Genomic DNA, 13,698 nt, shown 5'->3' with positions numbered 1-13,698 from the left:
TCATGACCGGCCCGCTTGCCGACCGGATCCTTGGCCTGGGTGCGGTCGATCTGGCCCGCCGCCTGATCGGCGCCACCCTTCTGGTGCGCGGCGCGGGCGGCACCATCATCGAAACCGAGGCTTACGGCCGCGACGACCCCGCATCCCACAGCTTTCGCGGCCCGACGCCGCGCAACGCCTCGATGTTCGGACCGGCGGGACATGCCTATGTCTATCGCTCCTACGGCATCCACCTGTGCCTGAACGTGGTCGCCCGTCCGGGCGAGGCCGTCCTGATCCGCGCCCTGGCCCCCGCCACGGGGATCGCGGCGATGACGGCGCGGCGGAACAGCCCCTTGCTGTGCAACGGGCCGGGGCGGCTGACCCAGGCGCTTGGCATCCGGGCCGAGGACGACGGCAGGGCCTTTGCGGGATCTGATTTCACCATCGCCCTGCCCCCGGACCCGGCCGATCTGCTGGTCGGTCCGCGCATCGGCATCAGCCGCGCGCAGGATCTGCCCTGGCGTTTCGGCCTGGCCGGAGTGCGCGGCCACAGCCGCCCCTTCCCGCCGCAGCCCCGGTCCTAGGCCAGCCAGTCCGGCAGGGCGTCGCTGGCGCGGCCCGTCAGGGCGGCCTGAATACAGCCATCCAGGCTGCCGAACCGGACTGCGCAGCCCGACAGGCCGGGGCCGTAATGGGCGTATTTGCCGGAATTGGTCATCAGCGTCCGGGTCTGGTCCGGGAAAACCGGGCGGGAGATCGAACACCAGCACAGGTCGGGAAGAACCTGGACGCCCGACTGTTCCAGGGCGGCCAGCGTGCCCTCGGCGCGCGCCTGGGCGATGGTGTCCCGCCCCGCCGTCAGGATCGTGGGCACCGCAACCCGCCGGCCCCCCAGCCCCAGGGCCAGGGCGCGGCATTCGCCCAGCGAGGCATGGGGACTGCCCAGGGCCACCAGGTCGATCCGGGACGGACCATCGTTCAGCAGCCGCCAGCCGTCGCGCATGTCGTCCAAGGTGATGCGGCAGTGGTCGGCATCCGGGGCGACATGACCCGACTCGGGCGTCACGCCATCGACATGCAGCATCGGCGCGGCCGAGGTGGTGCCGAAGGCCGCGCACAGCGCCTTCAGCGCCTCGGTGCCGGGCCGGGCGGCGGCCAGCCCGCGCAACAACGGGATGCGGTCGGGCGACAGCCGCCCGGCCAGCCACCCCAGCAAAGGCCAGAACGCGTCGTCCGCCCCGGCGGGCGGGGCCAGGTCGATGATCCGCCGCGCCCGGCGGTGCCGGTCCAGATAGACGCCGGCCAGCGGCGCACGGCCGGTCATGGCGATGCACAGGTCCAGGAAATCGGGATGCTTGGCGGTGCGCGCGCCCAGCACGCTGTTGGCAAAGATCACCGCGTTCGATTCCGCCCAGGCGACCGCCTCTCCCGCCGCAGGGGCGCTGTCCAGAAGATAAGGCGAGCAGGTGAAGGTCGGTCGGCAGCCCATCGCCACATAGGCATCGGCCAGCCGTTGCGCCGGGCGGCCGAAATCGGGCGGCACGCCCTGCGCCCGCCAGTTGGCATGATCGACCGAGATCGCGTTCATGGTGGTCGGCACCCGGACCCGCGCGCCCAGCGACGCCATCCGTTCGGCGAAGGTCAGGTTCGCCGGGCTGGCATAGATGCAGCCGTCGATATGGGCCTGGGTCACGTCCACCAGCCGTTCGGCCCCCTGCTGGGCGGCCATCGCGCAGACGATCCGCATGGCCAGCGCGGTCGCGGTGCCGTCGGCGCCCTCTAGCATCGCGCGGTCGTCGGGCGTCAGATCCAGCAGGGCCGTTGCGGGCGGTCGGACCGGGATCGCCAGATCCCCGGCGACGATGCCGTCCGCGCCGATCCGCGCCCAATCCCGGCCCGCCAGCGCCGCGAAATCGGCGGGCGCCAGGCGCAGCACCGGCAGGGAATGGCCGAACATTTCGGCCGCGATCAGGGCGCCGAGGGTCACGACATCCTCGGGCTGGGAAAACACCAGCGCCGCCGGGCCGCGCCCGGACAGGACCAGATCCAGCAGGACGCCCGATCCGGTGCAGGAACCGCGCGTCGAGGGCATCATCAGAACCGCCCCGGTGACGGCGCGGCCATGCAGCGGGTGATGCATGTCGATCACCGTCCCGGTGGCCGGATCAACCCCGCCCCAGAAGCTGAGCGGCTCGTCGCTGGCCAGGACCGGCCCTTCCGCGACGCCCGGCAGGATCGACAGACCGGCCATCGCGTTATTGCTTCAGCGTCGGCGTCACGCCCCAGGTGTCGGACAGCATGTATCCGGTCTGCCAGGGATCCTCGGGGTCCAGGTAATAGCTGTGCTGCCCGGTGATCCAGGCCCGGCCGGTGATCTGCGGGATGATCTTGGTCCGCCCGCCGTTTTCCCGCACCTCCAGGATCTGGCCGGTGAAGCGCGATCCGATTATGGATTCGTGGATCAGCACATCGCCCCGGCCCATCAGCCCGCGCGCCTGCAACACCGCCATCCGGGCCGAGGTGCCCGTGCCCGTGGGCGAGCGGTCCGACCGGCCGGGCGAGACGATGCAGGTATTGCGCGCGACATTGCCCGGCCCGTTGAACGGCATGGCGAATTGCACGATGGACACGCCGCGCACGTTCGGGAAGTCGGGATGGACCACGTCGAACTGTTCGCGCGCGGCCATGCGGATCTTTTCGCCCAGAACCGCCAGGTCGCGCGCCTCGTCCGGGACGATCTGGAAGCCCAGGGCCTGCGCATCGACGATGCCGAAGAACATCCCGCCATAGGCGATGTCCAGCGGAATGGTGCCGTGGCCCGGAACCTCCAGCGCGCCGTCCAGGACGGCGGCGAAGGCGGGGGCGTTGCGGAAGGTGACCGACCGGCACTTGCCGCCTTCGCATTCGGCCGTGACCTCGATCACGCCGCCGGGCATGTCCAGTTTGAAGCGGGTGACGGGTTCGATCATCGGCACCATGCCGGTTTCCAGCAGCACCGTCGCCACGCAGATCGTGTTCGACCCGGACATCGGGACGTATTCGGTCGGCTCCATGATGATCGCGCCGGCCGCGCAGCCGGGGGTGATGGCGGGAACGATCAGGTTGACATGGCGCGCCACGGACCCCCGCGGCTCGCAGATCAACAGGCGGCGGATATGGTCGTGGTCGCGTTCCATCGCGATCATCCGTTCCATCATCGTGGCGCCTGCGGGCGGCAGCACGCCGCCGACGATCACGTCGCCGATTTCACCTTCGGCATGGCAGCCGATCACGTTGATCGAGAGGCGGGATCGCATCGTGCTGTCCTAGTCCTTGGGCGCGGCATGGGAACGCCCTGCGACGAACCAGTCCTGCGGCGCGGTTTCCTGGAAGATGATCGTGGTCGCGGCGGGGCTGATCCCGGCGGTCTCGTGCAGCAGGCGGGTGATGCCTTCGGCGATCTGCTGCCTGGCCTCGGCGCTGCGGCCGGGAAACATTTCGATACGGATCAGAGGCATGGGGTTTCCTTACTTGACGACAAAGCCATGGGCGAAGGGATCGCGTTCGGCGTCGATGAAGATCGTGTTCAGCCCGGTCTGGCGCGCCCATCCGGCGATGGACGGGATGATGGCATCGCGGCCCGCCACGGTGGTCGCGGCCTCGACCCGGCCCTTGAAGATGGAACCGATGATCGATTCGTGGTGGAATTCGTCGCCCACCGCCAGCTTGCCCCTGGCCGCAAGCTGCGCCATCCGGGCCGAGGTGCCGGTGCCACAGGGGCTGCGGTCGATAGCCTTGTCGCCATAGAAGACCGCGTTGCGGGCATGGGCGCCGGGAACCGTGGGGGCGCCGGTCCACTGGATATGGCTCAGCCCGTTGATCGCCGGGTGTTCGGGATGGACGAATTCGTATTTCGCATTCAGCGCCGCGCGCAGCTTCGGCGACCAGCCGATCAACTCGCCCGCCGTATGGTCGGCCATGTCGCGGAAATTCCTCTGCGGCTCGACGATGGCATAGAAGTTGCCGCCATAGGCCACGTCCACGACGATCTCGCCCAGTCCCTCGACCTGCGCCGTCAGCCCCTCGGCGTAAAGGAAGCCGGGGACGTTGGTCAGGCGCACTTCCTCGACATAACGGCCCTCCTGCCGGTATTCGATGTCGACCTTGCCCGCCGGGGTCTCGATCGATAGGCGGCCGGGGGTGCGGGGCGTGATGAGGCCGTTCTCGATCCCCATGGTGATGGTGCCGATGGTGCCGTGGCCGCACATCGGCAGGCAGCCCGAGGTCTCGATATACAGCACCGCCACGTCGCAATCGGGGCGCGTCGGAGGATAGAGGATGGACCCCGACATCATGTCGTGGCCGCGCGGTTCGAACATCAGGGCGGTGCGGATCCAGTCGAAGTCGCGCAGGAAATGCGCGCGCTTTTCCAGCATGTCGGCGCCCTCCAGCCTGGGCGCGCCGCCCGCGACAAGGCGCACCGGGTTGCCGCAGGTATGGCCGTCGATGCAGGGGAAGATGTATTGGGTCATGGCTTTCTCAGAAACGAGCCGGGGAAAAGGGCGCGAGGTCGATGGCGGGCGTGGCCCCGGCCACGAGGTCGGCGACGATCCGGGCGGTGCCCGCCGATTGCGTCAGGCCCAGATGGCCGTGGCCGAAGGCGCAGGTGACGTTCGGATGGCCGGGCAGCGGGCCGAGGGCGGGCAGGCTGTCGGGCAAGGACGGCCGGAACCCCATCCATTGGGTGCCGCCCGTGGTGCGCAGGCCGGGCAGGAAGGCCGCCGCCTTGTCCAGCATCGCCTGCGACCGCTTGAAGTTCGGGGGCAGGTCCAGCCCGCCCAATTCCACCGCGCCGCCGACCCGGATGCCCGAGGACAGTTTCGAGACGACAAAGCCATGCCCGCCGAAGGTCACCTGCGTGCGCAGGTCGAAGGCGTCGCCCGGCAGGGTGGTGTTATAGCCGCGCTCGGTCTCAAGCGGGATCCGAACGCCCAGCGTCCGCGCCAGCCGGTGAGAATGCGCCCCCGCCGCCAGCACAACCCGGCCCGTCAGCGCGCCGTCGGCGGTGACGACGCCAGTGTCGGTCAGGCCCGTCGCCTCGGCGATGGTGATGGTGCCGCCACCGGCGCGGAAACGGTCGGCCAGGGCCAGAACGTAATCGCGGGGATCGGCGATGGAATACCAGCCGGGGGTAAAGGTGCCGTGCGTGAAGCGCGGCGACAGGCCCGGCTGGATCTGCGCCATCTCATCCGAGGTCATGTGTCGGAAGTCGATGCCGTGATCGGCGCGGGCCCGCCAGCCAGGCAGGGATGCGTTGAATTCGGCCTGGCTTTCATAGACCTGAAGGTTGCCTTCCTTGCGCAGCATGGGGGCGGTGCCGGTGGCCGCCAGGAAGGGCTCCAGTTCCGTTTTGGACAGGTCCATCAGCGCGGTCTGCGCGGCGGTCGAGGCGGCGACGTTCGCCACGGAACAGGCCCGCCAGAAACGCCACATCCAGGGCGCGATCCGCAGCGCATAGGCGGGCGGCACCGACAGCGGCCCCAGCGGATCCAGCAGCCATTTCGGCGCTTTCTTCATGATGCCGGGCGAGGCCAGCGGCAGGATGTCGGTGAAGGCAAAGGCCCCGGCATTGCCCGCCGATGCCCCCGCCGCCGGGCCTTCACGGTCCAGCACGGTCACGGACAGTCCCCGCGCCTGAAGCGCCAAGGCCGACGACAGGCCGACGACGCCCGCGCCGATGACGATCACCTCTGCCATGTCAGTGTGTCGCCGACAGAAACTTCTGCAACTCGGGGTCTTTGGGGTTCCCGAACAACTGTTCCGGCGGGGCGATTTCCGCCATCACGCCCTTGTGGAAAAAGGCCACGCGGTCGGATACCTCGCGCGCGAATTTCATCTCATGCGTGACGCAGATCATCGTCATGCCTTCGCCCGCCAGCATCCGCAGCGTGTCCAGAACCTCGCCCACCAATTGCGGATCAAGCGCCGAGGTCACCTCGTCGAACAGCATGTAGTCGGGCGACATGGCCAGGGCGCGGGCGATCGCCATGCGCTGCTGCTGGCCCCCCGACAGCCGGCCGGGATAGACCTTCAGCTTGTCGCCCAGGCCCACATGGTTCAACTGCTTGACTGCCTCGGCCTCGGCCTCGGCCTTGGATCGTTTCAGCACCTTGCGTTGCGCCAGCGTCACGTTTTCCAGCACCGTGAGATGCGGGAAGGCGTTGAACTGCTGGAAGACGATCCCGATCTTGCGCCGCAGCTTGTTCAGGTCGGTGCCCTTGGCGTGAACCTCGGTCCCGTCGACCAGGATGCGGCCGGAGTCGATGGGTTCAAGCCCGTTGATGCAGGTCAAGAGCGTGGACTTGCCCGAACCGGACCCGCCGATGATGGTCACCACCTCGCCCTTCTGGACGGTCAGGTCGATGCCCTTCAGGACTTCCAGCGATCCGAAGGATTTGCGGACGTTCTCGATCTCAATCATTGGACCACCGTTTTTCCAGATAGCCGCCGAACCGGGCCAGCGGGAACGAGATGACAAAGTAGAAGGCACCGCAGATCAGCAGCAGCAGCAGCGGTTCCTGCAAGCGGGTGATGAGGATCTGGGTGGATTTCAGCAGTTCGGTGACCTGCACGACATAGACCAGGGCCGAATCCTTCATCACGCCGAGCGCAAGCCCGATCCACGACGGCAGCGCGACGCGCGTGGCCAGCGGCAGCACGATCTCGCGCATGTCCTGCCCCCAGGTCATGCCCAGCGACCGTGCGGCGCGCCGCGTGGTCGCGGGCACCGCCTCGATGCCGCCGCGCACGATTTCCGAACAGAAGGCGGCGGTGTACATCGACAGCACGATGCAGGCGACGGCAAAGCCCGAGATGCGGATTTGCAGGATCGTGCCGATGAAGGCATTGGCCAGCACAAGCTGGATCAGCAGCGGGATCGAGCGGAAGATGTCCAGCACGAAGGTCAGAGGCGCGGCCCAGATGGCCCCCACCTGATAGCGGAAGACCCCGAAGAGGATGCCCAGGATCGTGCCCGCAAGCACCGAGATCAGGGTGACGATGATGGTTACGCCGGCGCCTTTGGCAAGAAAGACGAAATCGGCGGCGGTCAGTGCGGTATCGAACATGACGGCGCCCCCCTCAATACCGGAACAGGCGGGAAGCGACCAGCCGCGCCCCCAGCGTGATCACCTTGGTGATCAGATAAAAGATCACGGCGGCGACGGCGAACAGTTCGAACGTGCGGAAGGTCAGCGCGTTCAGATCCTGCGTCACTCCGTAAAGATCGCTGTTCATCCCCACGGTCACCCCAAGCGATGTCATCAGGATCGCCCAGACCATCTGGTTCGTCATCGGCAGGAAGGAAATGCGCAGCATCTGCGGCAGCACGATATAGCGGAACGCCCCCGCGGCGCCGAAGCCCAGCGACCGGCCTGCGCGGGTCTGGGTGTCAGGAATGGCCTTCAGGGCACCGCGGAAGTTTTCGGTCAGGTAGCCCGCGTTGTTGAAGGTGATCCCCAGCAGGATCGAGGCGAAGGGCGACAGGTGGATGCCGAAGCTGCCCAGCCCGAAATGCGCCATGTAGATCTGGAACAGCGCGGGCGTGTTGCGGGCGATCTCGACCCAGGTCTTGGCAATGGCGGACAGCGCCCGGTTGCCCGACAGCCGGAACATGGTCAGCACGACCGCCAGCAGGATTCCAATCGCCATCGACAGGATGGCGATCTGCATGGTGACGATCGCGCCATCAAGCATCTGGGGAAGCCGCGCAAGCGCCTGCTTCCATTGGAACGTGTAATTGAACATGGTACCCGCCCGTATCGGAACGCATCAGGGCGGTGCAATGACCGCACCGCCCTGTCTGGTTTCAGCGATAAACGCCGGGAATGGCCAGGTTGGCCGGTTCGCCCTCGCCGACCCATTTCTTGTACAGTTCGGCATAGCGGCCGGTGCGGACCTGCTGGTTCACGAACAGGTTCAGATAGTTGATCAGGCCGTATTCGTTGCGCATCGTGAACAGCGCGACATAATCGGGCACCATCGGCGCCTTGTCGACGACCCGGATGCCGGGGAAGTTGCCGGATTTCACGTTCGCATTGGCGACCTCGACCGTCGAGACGGTGGCGTCAAGCTGGCCCTGGCTCAGCGCCAGGAACACGTCGGCCTGGGTCTGATAGGGGCGGAAGCTGCCTTCGCCCCATTCGTTAACCTGCTTTTCCAGCCAGATCGCCTCATAGGTGCCCGCCGTCGCGCCGACGGTCTTGCCCTTCATGTCCTCCCACGTCGTCATCTCGACCTTGTCATTGGCGACCACGGCGTTCTCGAAGGCGTAATAGGGGATCGACATGCCGACGGTCTTGGCCCGTTCCAGCGTGTCCGAGGTCGAGGCGACGCCCACATCCACCCGGCCCGACATCAACGCGGGGATGCGTTCCGGGAAGGGGGTTTCGACGATTTCCGCCGTGACACCCAGGGCGGCGGCCAGGTCGTTGCAGTAATCCACGTCGAAGCCGATGGGGTTGTTGGATTCGTCGCGCATTCCCATCGGCGGGAAGTCCAGCACCACCGCGCAGCGCAGCGTCCCCGAAGCGATGATGTCGTCCAGCTTGTCCGCAAAGGCGGGGGCGGACATCGCGCAGGCGGCCATCAGGCCGGCGGCCAGTTTTGTCTTGATCATGGTCTTCTCCTGTCGGTTGATCTTTCGCCGGTCTTTTGACCGATTCCTTTCCGCCACTATTCTTGCATTTTGGTTCCAAGGCAAAATAAAAATACAAGTTGTATACGTTCGGGATTTTATGTCGCGGGGGGCCGTTCTGGCGCAGGATCCTGTCGCGAAGGGCGGGTCTGGCACCCCTGTTGTATCGCTGCATATTTCTTGTATACACAAGTTCAACCGCAGATCACCTGAAAAGGACGGCAGATGGCCCAAGCTTTGACATTCGATGACCTGCAACGGCGCGTGGAACAGGTCTTCGCGCGCGCAGGCCTTGCCCCTCATCAAGGCGCATCGCTGGCCCGCGTGATCGCAGCGGGCGAGCGGGACGGCTGCAAATCGCATGGCATCTATCGGATCGAGGGCGTGCTGCGGACCCTCAAGGCCGGAAAGGTCAGCGGCACCGCCCTGCCCCGCCTGCTGCCCACGGACGGCGCCATCGTCCGGGTCGATGCGGCGGGCGGGTTTTCCAATGCCGCCTTTGACCTGGGCCTGCCCCATCTTGCGGATCGCGCGCGCGATCTGGGTCTTGCCGCGCTTGTCATCAACGACTGCACGCATTTCGCGGCCCTTTGGCCCGAGGTCGAGGCCCTGACGGGGCAGGGCCTGGCCGGTCTGGTGATGTGCCCCAGCTATGCCACGGTGGCGCCCGCCGGGGGCAACCGGCCGTTGCTGGGCACCAACCCCCTGGCCTTTGGCTGGCCCCGGCCGGGGCGCGATCCCTATGTCTTCGACTTTGCAACCTCGGTCGCCGCGCGGGGCGAGATCGAACTGCACCGCCGCGCCGGAAAGTCCCTGCCCGAAGGCTGGGCCATCGACGCGGACGGTCAGCCCACCACCGATCCCGACGCGGCCCTGGGGGGTGCGATGCTGCCCTTCGGCGGGCACAAGGGGTCGGCCATCAGCACCATGATCGAATTGCTGGCGGGTGTGATGATCGGCGACCTGACCAGCCCCGAGGTGCTGGATTTCCTGGGAACCACGACGCTGGCGCCGTTCCACGGCGAGCTGATCCTGGCCCTGTCGCCCGAAAAATTCGCCGCCGGTCGGTCGGGCGATCCCTTCGCGCGCGCCGAGCAGCTGTTCGAGGCGATCCAGGGCCAGGGCGCGCGCCTGCCGTCGCAGCGCCGCTATGCCGCCCGCGCCAAGGCCATGGCCCAGGGCATCGCGCTGACCCCGGCCGAGACGGCGCAGTTGGACCGCTTCCTGGCGCTTGGCCTGGATGCGGTCGCCTGAACGAACAAGCCCCCCGGTTTCGGGGGGCTTGGCCGGATCAGGGCTTGCAGGTCTGGACGGCGCCGGGAAGCTTGCTCCATTCCCCGTACCAAGTCTTGAACTGGGCCAGCTGGCGTTCGGCCCAGCCCTTCTGGCTGGGCGTCAGCTCGTCCGTCTCGTTGAAATGCAGCGCGTATTCGGCGTCGCCTTGCAGCACCATCATGTGCTTGTAATACAGGACCAGATCCGTGCCCTCGTCCCAGGACGACAGGACCTCCAGCGCCTCGCCCATTTCCTGCGCGCGGGTCCGGGCGTCCAGATCGCCCTCTGCCGCGGCCTTGGCAAGCGCCACGAAATGCAGGATTTCGCGCGGGATCACGTTGCCGATGCCGGTGATGGTGCCGGTGGCGCCGCATTTGACATAGCCGTGATAGACGCCGGTATCGACGCCCGCCATCAGGATCACGTCGTCATCGGCACTGGTGATGTGTTCGGCGGCATAGGTCATCGCCTTGGCGCCGCCGAATTCCTTGAAACCCAGCAGGTTCGGATGTTCGGCCCGAAGGGCGAAGAACAGATCCGCCTTTGTCTCGAACCCGTAATAGGGGCTGTTATAGATCACCGCCGGAAGGTCGGGCGCCGCCGACAGGATCGCCTTGAAATGGTGGCGCTGCGCCACGGGCGACAGTCCGCGCGACAGCACCCGCGGGATCACCATCAGCCCCGCCGCGCCGACCTTCTGGGCGTGCGCCGCATGAGCCACGGCCGATTTCGAATTGACCGCGCCGGTCCCGACGATCACCGGGATGCCCGCGCCGACCAGCCGTTCCACCCCCTCCATCCGCTGCGCGTCGGTCAGCAGCGGCCAGTCGCCCATGGATCCGCAATAGACCACCGCCGACATGCCCGCCGCGATCAGTTCCTGCGCCTTGCGGACAAGCGCGTCGTAATCGGGGCTGCGATCGGCGGCGCAGGGGGTCATCAGGGCGGGAATGACGCCGGTGAAAATCTGGGTGTTCATCGCGAGGATCCTTGTGGAACGGCATGGAGTTGCGGATTCGATGCCCCACATTCTAGTCTCTGCATTTTGTTTGTCGACAAGAATCCGGCGGCTGATTTATAAAGCGACCGTCTGTCGTTCGTCGCGCGCCAGGAAATGCTGGATCTGGCGAATGATCTGGTCGGCATGGGTTTTGGCCAGCTGGTCGCACAGATCCACGTCGCGGACCTTGATGGCGTCGATGATAGCCTCGTGTTCGCCGACGATCTCGGGCGGAAGGCGGTCGTTGAAGGACTGGTAATACAGCCGCAGCAGGCGCCGGCCTTCGTCCAGGATGCGCAGGAACAGGCTGGTGTAATAGGGATTGCGGCCGGCCTCGGCGATGGCGGCGTGGAAATCCCGGTTCGACGCGATCATTCCCAGGGCGTCCTGAGCAGAGACGGCGGCGTCGAACCGCGCCTGGTGTTCGCGGATCGCCTCGAGGTCGGCGGGCTGGTGATAGGTCGCGGCCAGCCGCGTGGTGACGCGATACATCAGCGTCATGGCGTCGAAAAAGGTGTGCAGGTTCAGGAAGTCGATATTGGCGACCATGGTCGAGCGGTTGGGCAGCGTTTCCACCAGCCCTTCGCCCGACAGCCGCACCAGGGCCTCGCGGATCGGGGTGCGGGACATGCCGAAGCGTTCGGCAAGCTGCACCTCGTCGATGGGACTGCCGGGCAGAAGGACCAGATCCAGGATCTCGTCGCGAAGCTGGTCATAGACCAGCTTGACCCCGGATCCGCGCTTGCGTTCTGGAAAGCCGCCGGCTTCTGTCATCAATCCGGTCTCCGATGCGCGAGGGGAATTGTCGACAGTATAAATACACTCGGGACATTTCCAGATCAATCGCGATGGCGGCCGTTATCCCATTGTCTTCGCCATCCCCCTGTCGCGATCGATGTCGTCCTGAGTGGCGATCAGGGTATGTTCTCCAGCGTCGCAATCGGGAACGGACGCGCCCAGCTGGGGGTTGACCCCTGCACCCTTGGAAAGGAGCAGACCATGGCAGACAAATTCGATCCCAAGGCGGAAAACGAAAAATACGCCATCAAGCAGGCGGCGCAACAGGCCAAGATGGGCCATGCGGATTTGAACCCCAAGCAGATCCATCCGTCTCATGAACCGAATGCGGGCGGCCAGAACCGCGAGGCGGGCGACCGCAAGGCCCGGCATAACGACCGCGCCACGAACGGCGGCGAATAAGCCCCCTTGGCCTTGCGGGCCTTCACAGAGCCAGTCCGGGCAGGGTCGGTCGCCTGACCGCGCTGCCCGGATGTCGTTCTATCGGCCCTGATCCTTGTCCTGTTTTTCTTTCCGGTCCTCGCGCCGGTCCGAGGCCTTCAGATCCGGGCGCGGATCGAAATCGGGATCGGCATTGGTCGTGTCGACCTTCTTCTCGATGATCCGCTGTTGCTGGTCGTGGGTCTTATTGCCGACCATGACGGCCTCCTATGTGCTGGGGGGTTTGCGGCGGTCTTGCGCTTCCTGGGCATCGTCGCCTTGGCGGTTTGCCACATGATCGTGATGCTGTTCGGTTTCGACATGGCGGGAATCCAGGCCCCGCTGGTCCGAATGGCGGGATTTGTCGCGGTTCGACAGAACCTCGTTTTCCGACAGCTCGTCCGAGTCGGCCGGGGACATGCCGCCGCTGCCGTCCCCCTTGCCTTGGTCCTGCTGGCCCGCGCCGAATTTCTTGCTGCTTGCATTGGCCATCGCCGATCCTCCTGTTCGTCACTGATGGTCGCAGGGGAAAACCGGGACGCGCGGCGATTTGTTCCGCACCCGGCGGGAACCGCCCCCCAGGCGCGCCGTTACCAAGCCATGTCACAGCGCACCCATCCCGCCGCCCATCCCGCCCCCCAGACCGAAGGGTTGGAGCGGATGGATGTCGAGGCCGCCGCCCTGGCCGCCCGTCATCGCCACCACCCTCTGGTCAAGACCCTTGGCGCGGCCAGCGAACTGGCCGACCAGATCCCGCTGGGCACGGTCTGCGGCGCGATGATCGCGGGCGGGCTGGCCGCCGGGCGCCCCGATGTGGCCCGGACCGGGTTGCGGATGATGGTGGCGCATGTGCTGGCCAATGCCGTCAAGCGGCAGATCAAGAACCGCCTGCGCCGCATCCGCCCCGAAGAGGTCGTGAAGGACCGCGACTATACCTTCGAGCCGGGAGAGACCCAGGGCGGGCACGACACCTCGTTCCCGTCGGGCCATACGGCGGGCGCAGTGGCGGTGGCGGCCATCGTGGCCCGCGACATGCCGTCCCTGGCACTGCCCGCCTGGGCCGCCGCGGCGCTGATGTCGGGCGTGCAGATCCCGCGCGCCAGGCATTACCCGGCGGATGTCGCGGCCGGTGCGGCGCTTGGCCTGACGGCCGCGCGGCTGGTCGATCTGCTGTTGCCCCCAAACCCCCTATCGCAGGAGAATCCCATGTCGGACAGTGCCACCAAGACCGTCGTCGCCCTTTTCCAGACGCGCGAGGCCGCGGATTACGCCATCGAACATCTGGTCCAGCAGCACGGATTGAACCGCGCCGACATCTTTGCCGAGGCGCAGGGCGACGACAACACGGCAGGCACCCGCCCGTCCGGCGGCGATGCCGCCAAGGGCGATACCCCGTCCGATCCGGCCCTGCGCGGCGGCATCAGGCTGTCGGCCGATGTGGCAGCGGACAAGGCGGACCTGGTCCGAAACGCTTTCGAGGAAATGGGCGGCCAGGACATCGCCGCGCGTTAGGACGCTCTCTCTGCCTGCCGGAAAGCTGCGGACGCGT

The 13,698-nt window shown here is 66.7% G+C and carries 17 protein-coding genes; 4 read left to right on the top strand and 13 right to left on the bottom strand.

Annotated features, from left to right (window positions below; translation table 11 throughout):
• Positions 1–2: 2 nt before the first annotated feature.
• The gene (locus ACTJI6_RS00740; RefSeq protein ID WP_440796965.1) at positions 3–566 is read left to right on the top strand and encodes a DNA-3-methyladenine glycosylase; all 564 of its coding nucleotides are present in this window, start codon (positions 3–5) and stop codon (positions 564–566) included.
• Here the strand turns inward: ACTJI6_RS00740 and lhpI are convergent.
• The 9 genes from lhpI to ACTJI6_RS00695 all read right to left on the bottom strand — a co-directional run bounded on the left by lhpI (position 563) and on the right by ACTJI6_RS00695 (position 8,638).
• Positions 563–2,233 carry a cis-3-hydroxy-L-proline dehydratase gene (lhpI, locus tag ACTJI6_RS00735; protein WP_440796963.1) on the bottom strand — a complete coding sequence of 557 codons (1,671 nt, stop codon included), beginning with the start codon at positions 2,231–2,233 and terminating at the stop codon, positions 563–565. The two genes, ACTJI6_RS00740 and lhpI, sit on opposite strands and share 4 nt — an antisense overlap.
• 4 nt (positions 2,234–2,237) lie before the next feature.
• Positions 2,238–3,278, bottom strand: a complete 1,041-nt coding sequence (locus tag ACTJI6_RS00730; protein WP_440796961.1) for a proline racemase family protein — start codon at positions 3,276–3,278, stop codon at positions 2,238–2,240.
• A gap of 9 nt (positions 3,279–3,287) precedes the next feature.
• A complete protein-coding gene (locus ACTJI6_RS00725; protein WP_440796959.1) occupies positions 3,288–3,479 on the bottom strand; it encodes a tautomerase family protein in 192 nt (63 codons plus the stop codon).
• A 9-nt stretch (positions 3,480–3,488) separates the two neighbouring features.
• Positions 3,489–4,493, bottom strand: coding sequence for a 4-hydroxyproline epimerase (locus ACTJI6_RS00720; protein ID WP_440796957.1), 1,005 nt, complete (start codon positions 4,491–4,493; stop codon positions 3,489–3,491).
• 7 nt (positions 4,494–4,500) lie between these two features.
• On the bottom strand, positions 4,501–5,718 hold the full coding sequence (locus tag ACTJI6_RS00715) for an NAD(P)/FAD-dependent oxidoreductase (RefSeq protein ID WP_440796955.1): 1,218 nt from the start codon (positions 5,716–5,718) through the stop codon (positions 4,501–4,503).
• A gap of 1 nt (position 5,719) precedes the next feature.
• The gene (locus ACTJI6_RS00710) at positions 5,720–6,442 is read right to left on the bottom strand and encodes an amino acid ABC transporter ATP-binding protein (RefSeq protein WP_440796953.1); all 723 of its coding nucleotides are present in this window, start codon (positions 6,440–6,442) and stop codon (positions 5,720–5,722) included.
• On the bottom strand, positions 6,435–7,088 hold the full coding sequence (locus tag ACTJI6_RS00705) for an amino acid ABC transporter permease (protein WP_440796951.1): 654 nt from the start codon (positions 7,086–7,088) through the stop codon (positions 6,435–6,437). The genes ACTJI6_RS00710 and ACTJI6_RS00705 overlap by 8 nt, the downstream gene beginning before the upstream one ends.
• 13 nt (positions 7,089–7,101) lie before the next feature.
• Positions 7,102–7,767, bottom strand: a complete 666-nt coding sequence (locus ACTJI6_RS00700; protein ID WP_126153445.1) for an amino acid ABC transporter permease — start codon at positions 7,765–7,767, stop codon at positions 7,102–7,104.
• A gap of 61 nt (positions 7,768–7,828) precedes the next feature.
• Positions 7,829–8,638, bottom strand: a complete 810-nt coding sequence (locus ACTJI6_RS00695; RefSeq protein ID WP_440796949.1) for an ABC transporter substrate-binding protein — start codon at positions 8,636–8,638, stop codon at positions 7,829–7,831.
• Positions 8,639–8,881: 243 nt separating this feature from the next.
• Here ACTJI6_RS00695 and ACTJI6_RS00690 point away from each other — a divergent pair, with 243 nt between their 5' ends.
• Complete coding sequence (locus ACTJI6_RS00690) at positions 8,882–9,910, top strand: Ldh family oxidoreductase (RefSeq protein ID WP_440796947.1); 1,029 nt, start codon at positions 8,882–8,884, stop codon at positions 9,908–9,910.
• A gap of 37 nt (positions 9,911–9,947) precedes the next feature.
• Here ACTJI6_RS00690 and ACTJI6_RS00685 read toward each other — a convergent pair whose 3' ends face one another.
• Both ACTJI6_RS00685 and ACTJI6_RS00680 read right to left on the bottom strand, forming a co-directional pair.
• Positions 9,948–10,910: a dihydrodipicolinate synthase family protein gene (locus ACTJI6_RS00685; protein WP_440796945.1), complete on the bottom strand. Its 963-nt coding sequence runs from the start codon at positions 10,908–10,910 to the stop codon at positions 9,948–9,950.
• Between the two features lie 96 nt (positions 10,911–11,006).
• Positions 11,007–11,705, bottom strand: coding sequence for a GntR family transcriptional regulator (locus ACTJI6_RS00680; protein WP_126153449.1), 699 nt, complete (start codon positions 11,703–11,705; stop codon positions 11,007–11,009).
• 225 nt (positions 11,706–11,930) lie between these two features.
• On the opposite strand from ACTJI6_RS00680, the gene ACTJI6_RS00675 reads away from it, so the two are divergent.
• On the top strand, positions 11,931–12,131 hold the full coding sequence (locus ACTJI6_RS00675) for a hypothetical protein (protein ID WP_440796943.1): 201 nt from the start codon (positions 11,931–11,933) through the stop codon (positions 12,129–12,131).
• A 78-nt stretch (positions 12,132–12,209) separates the two neighbouring features.
• On the opposite strand, the gene ACTJI6_RS00670 is transcribed toward ACTJI6_RS00675, so the two are convergent.
• Both ACTJI6_RS00670 and ACTJI6_RS00665 read right to left on the bottom strand, forming a co-directional pair.
• Entirely contained in the window at positions 12,210–12,368 is a 159-nt protein-coding gene (locus ACTJI6_RS00670; RefSeq protein ID WP_440796941.1) for a hypothetical protein, read from the bottom strand.
• 9 nt (positions 12,369–12,377) lie between these two features.
• The gene (locus ACTJI6_RS00665; RefSeq protein ID WP_440796939.1) at positions 12,378–12,641 is read right to left on the bottom strand and encodes a hypothetical protein; all 264 of its coding nucleotides are present in this window, start codon (positions 12,639–12,641) and stop codon (positions 12,378–12,380) included.
• A 108-nt stretch (positions 12,642–12,749) separates the two neighbouring features.
• Between ACTJI6_RS00665 and ACTJI6_RS00660 the strand changes: the two genes are divergently transcribed.
• On the top strand, positions 12,750–13,661 hold the full coding sequence (locus tag ACTJI6_RS00660; RefSeq protein ID WP_440796937.1) for a phosphatase PAP2 family protein: 912 nt from the start codon (positions 12,750–12,752) through the stop codon (positions 13,659–13,661).
• Positions 13,662–13,698: the final 37 nt, after the last annotated feature.

The organism is Paracoccus sp. 22332, from assembly GCF_052045125.1.
Lineage (GTDB): Bacteria > Pseudomonadota > Alphaproteobacteria > Rhodobacterales > Rhodobacteraceae > Paracoccus > Paracoccus haematequi_A.
The sequence above is the reverse complement of the archived record's forward strand: the minus strand, read 5'-3'. Positions and strand labels throughout refer to the sequence as shown.

What these genes read in the sequence shown, in the direction of transcription:
- ACTJI6_RS00660 (WP_440796937.1), top strand. Translation starts at nt 12,750, where the DNA reads ATGTCACAGCGCACCCATCCCGCCGCCCATCCCGCCCCCCAGACCGAA.
- ACTJI6_RS00720 (WP_440796957.1), bottom strand. Translation starts at nt 4,493, where the DNA reads ATGACCCAATACATCTTCCCCTGCATCGACGGCCATACCTGCGGCAAC.
- ACTJI6_RS00700 (WP_126153445.1), bottom strand. Translation starts at nt 7,767, where the DNA reads ATGTTCAATTACACGTTCCAATGGAAGCAGGCGCTTGCGCGGCTTCCC.
- ACTJI6_RS00715 (WP_440796955.1), bottom strand. Translation starts at nt 5,718, where the DNA reads ATGGCAGAGGTGATCGTCATCGGCGCGGGCGTCGTCGGCCTGTCGTCG.
- ACTJI6_RS00710 (WP_440796953.1), bottom strand. Translation starts at nt 6,442, where the DNA reads ATGATTGAGATCGAGAACGTCCGCAAATCCTTCGGATCGCTGGAAGTC.
- ACTJI6_RS00675 (WP_440796943.1), top strand. Translation starts at nt 11,931, where the DNA reads ATGGCAGACAAATTCGATCCCAAGGCGGAAAACGAAAAATACGCCATC.
- ACTJI6_RS00740 (WP_440796965.1), top strand. Translation starts at nt 3, where the DNA reads ATGACCGGCCCGCTTGCCGACCGGATCCTTGGCCTGGGTGCGGTCGAT.
- ACTJI6_RS00730 (WP_440796961.1), bottom strand. Translation starts at nt 3,278, where the DNA reads ATGCGATCCCGCCTCTCGATCAACGTGATCGGCTGCCATGCCGAAGGT.
- ACTJI6_RS00705 (WP_440796951.1), bottom strand. Translation starts at nt 7,088, where the DNA reads ATGTTCGATACCGCACTGACCGCCGCCGATTTCGTCTTTCTTGCCAAA.
- ACTJI6_RS00725 (WP_440796959.1), bottom strand. Translation starts at nt 3,479, where the DNA reads ATGCCTCTGATCCGTATCGAAATGTTTCCCGGCCGCAGCGCCGAGGCC.
- ACTJI6_RS00665 (WP_440796939.1), bottom strand. Translation starts at nt 12,641, where the DNA reads ATGGCCAATGCAAGCAGCAAGAAATTCGGCGCGGGCCAGCAGGACCAA.
- ACTJI6_RS00690 (WP_440796947.1), top strand. Translation starts at nt 8,882, where the DNA reads ATGGCCCAAGCTTTGACATTCGATGACCTGCAACGGCGCGTGGAACAG.
- ACTJI6_RS00680 (WP_126153449.1), bottom strand. Translation starts at nt 11,705, where the DNA reads ATGACAGAAGCCGGCGGCTTTCCAGAACGCAAGCGCGGATCCGGGGTC.
- ACTJI6_RS00670 (WP_440796941.1), bottom strand. Translation starts at nt 12,368, where the DNA reads ATGGTCGGCAATAAGACCCACGACCAGCAACAGCGGATCATCGAGAAG.
- ACTJI6_RS00685 (WP_440796945.1), bottom strand. Translation starts at nt 10,910, where the DNA reads ATGAACACCCAGATTTTCACCGGCGTCATTCCCGCCCTGATGACCCCC.
- ACTJI6_RS00695 (WP_440796949.1), bottom strand. Translation starts at nt 8,638, where the DNA reads ATGATCAAGACAAAACTGGCCGCCGGCCTGATGGCCGCCTGCGCGATG.
- lhpI (WP_440796963.1), bottom strand. Translation starts at nt 2,233, where the DNA reads ATGGCCGGTCTGTCGATCCTGCCGGGCGTCGCGGAAGGGCCGGTCCTG.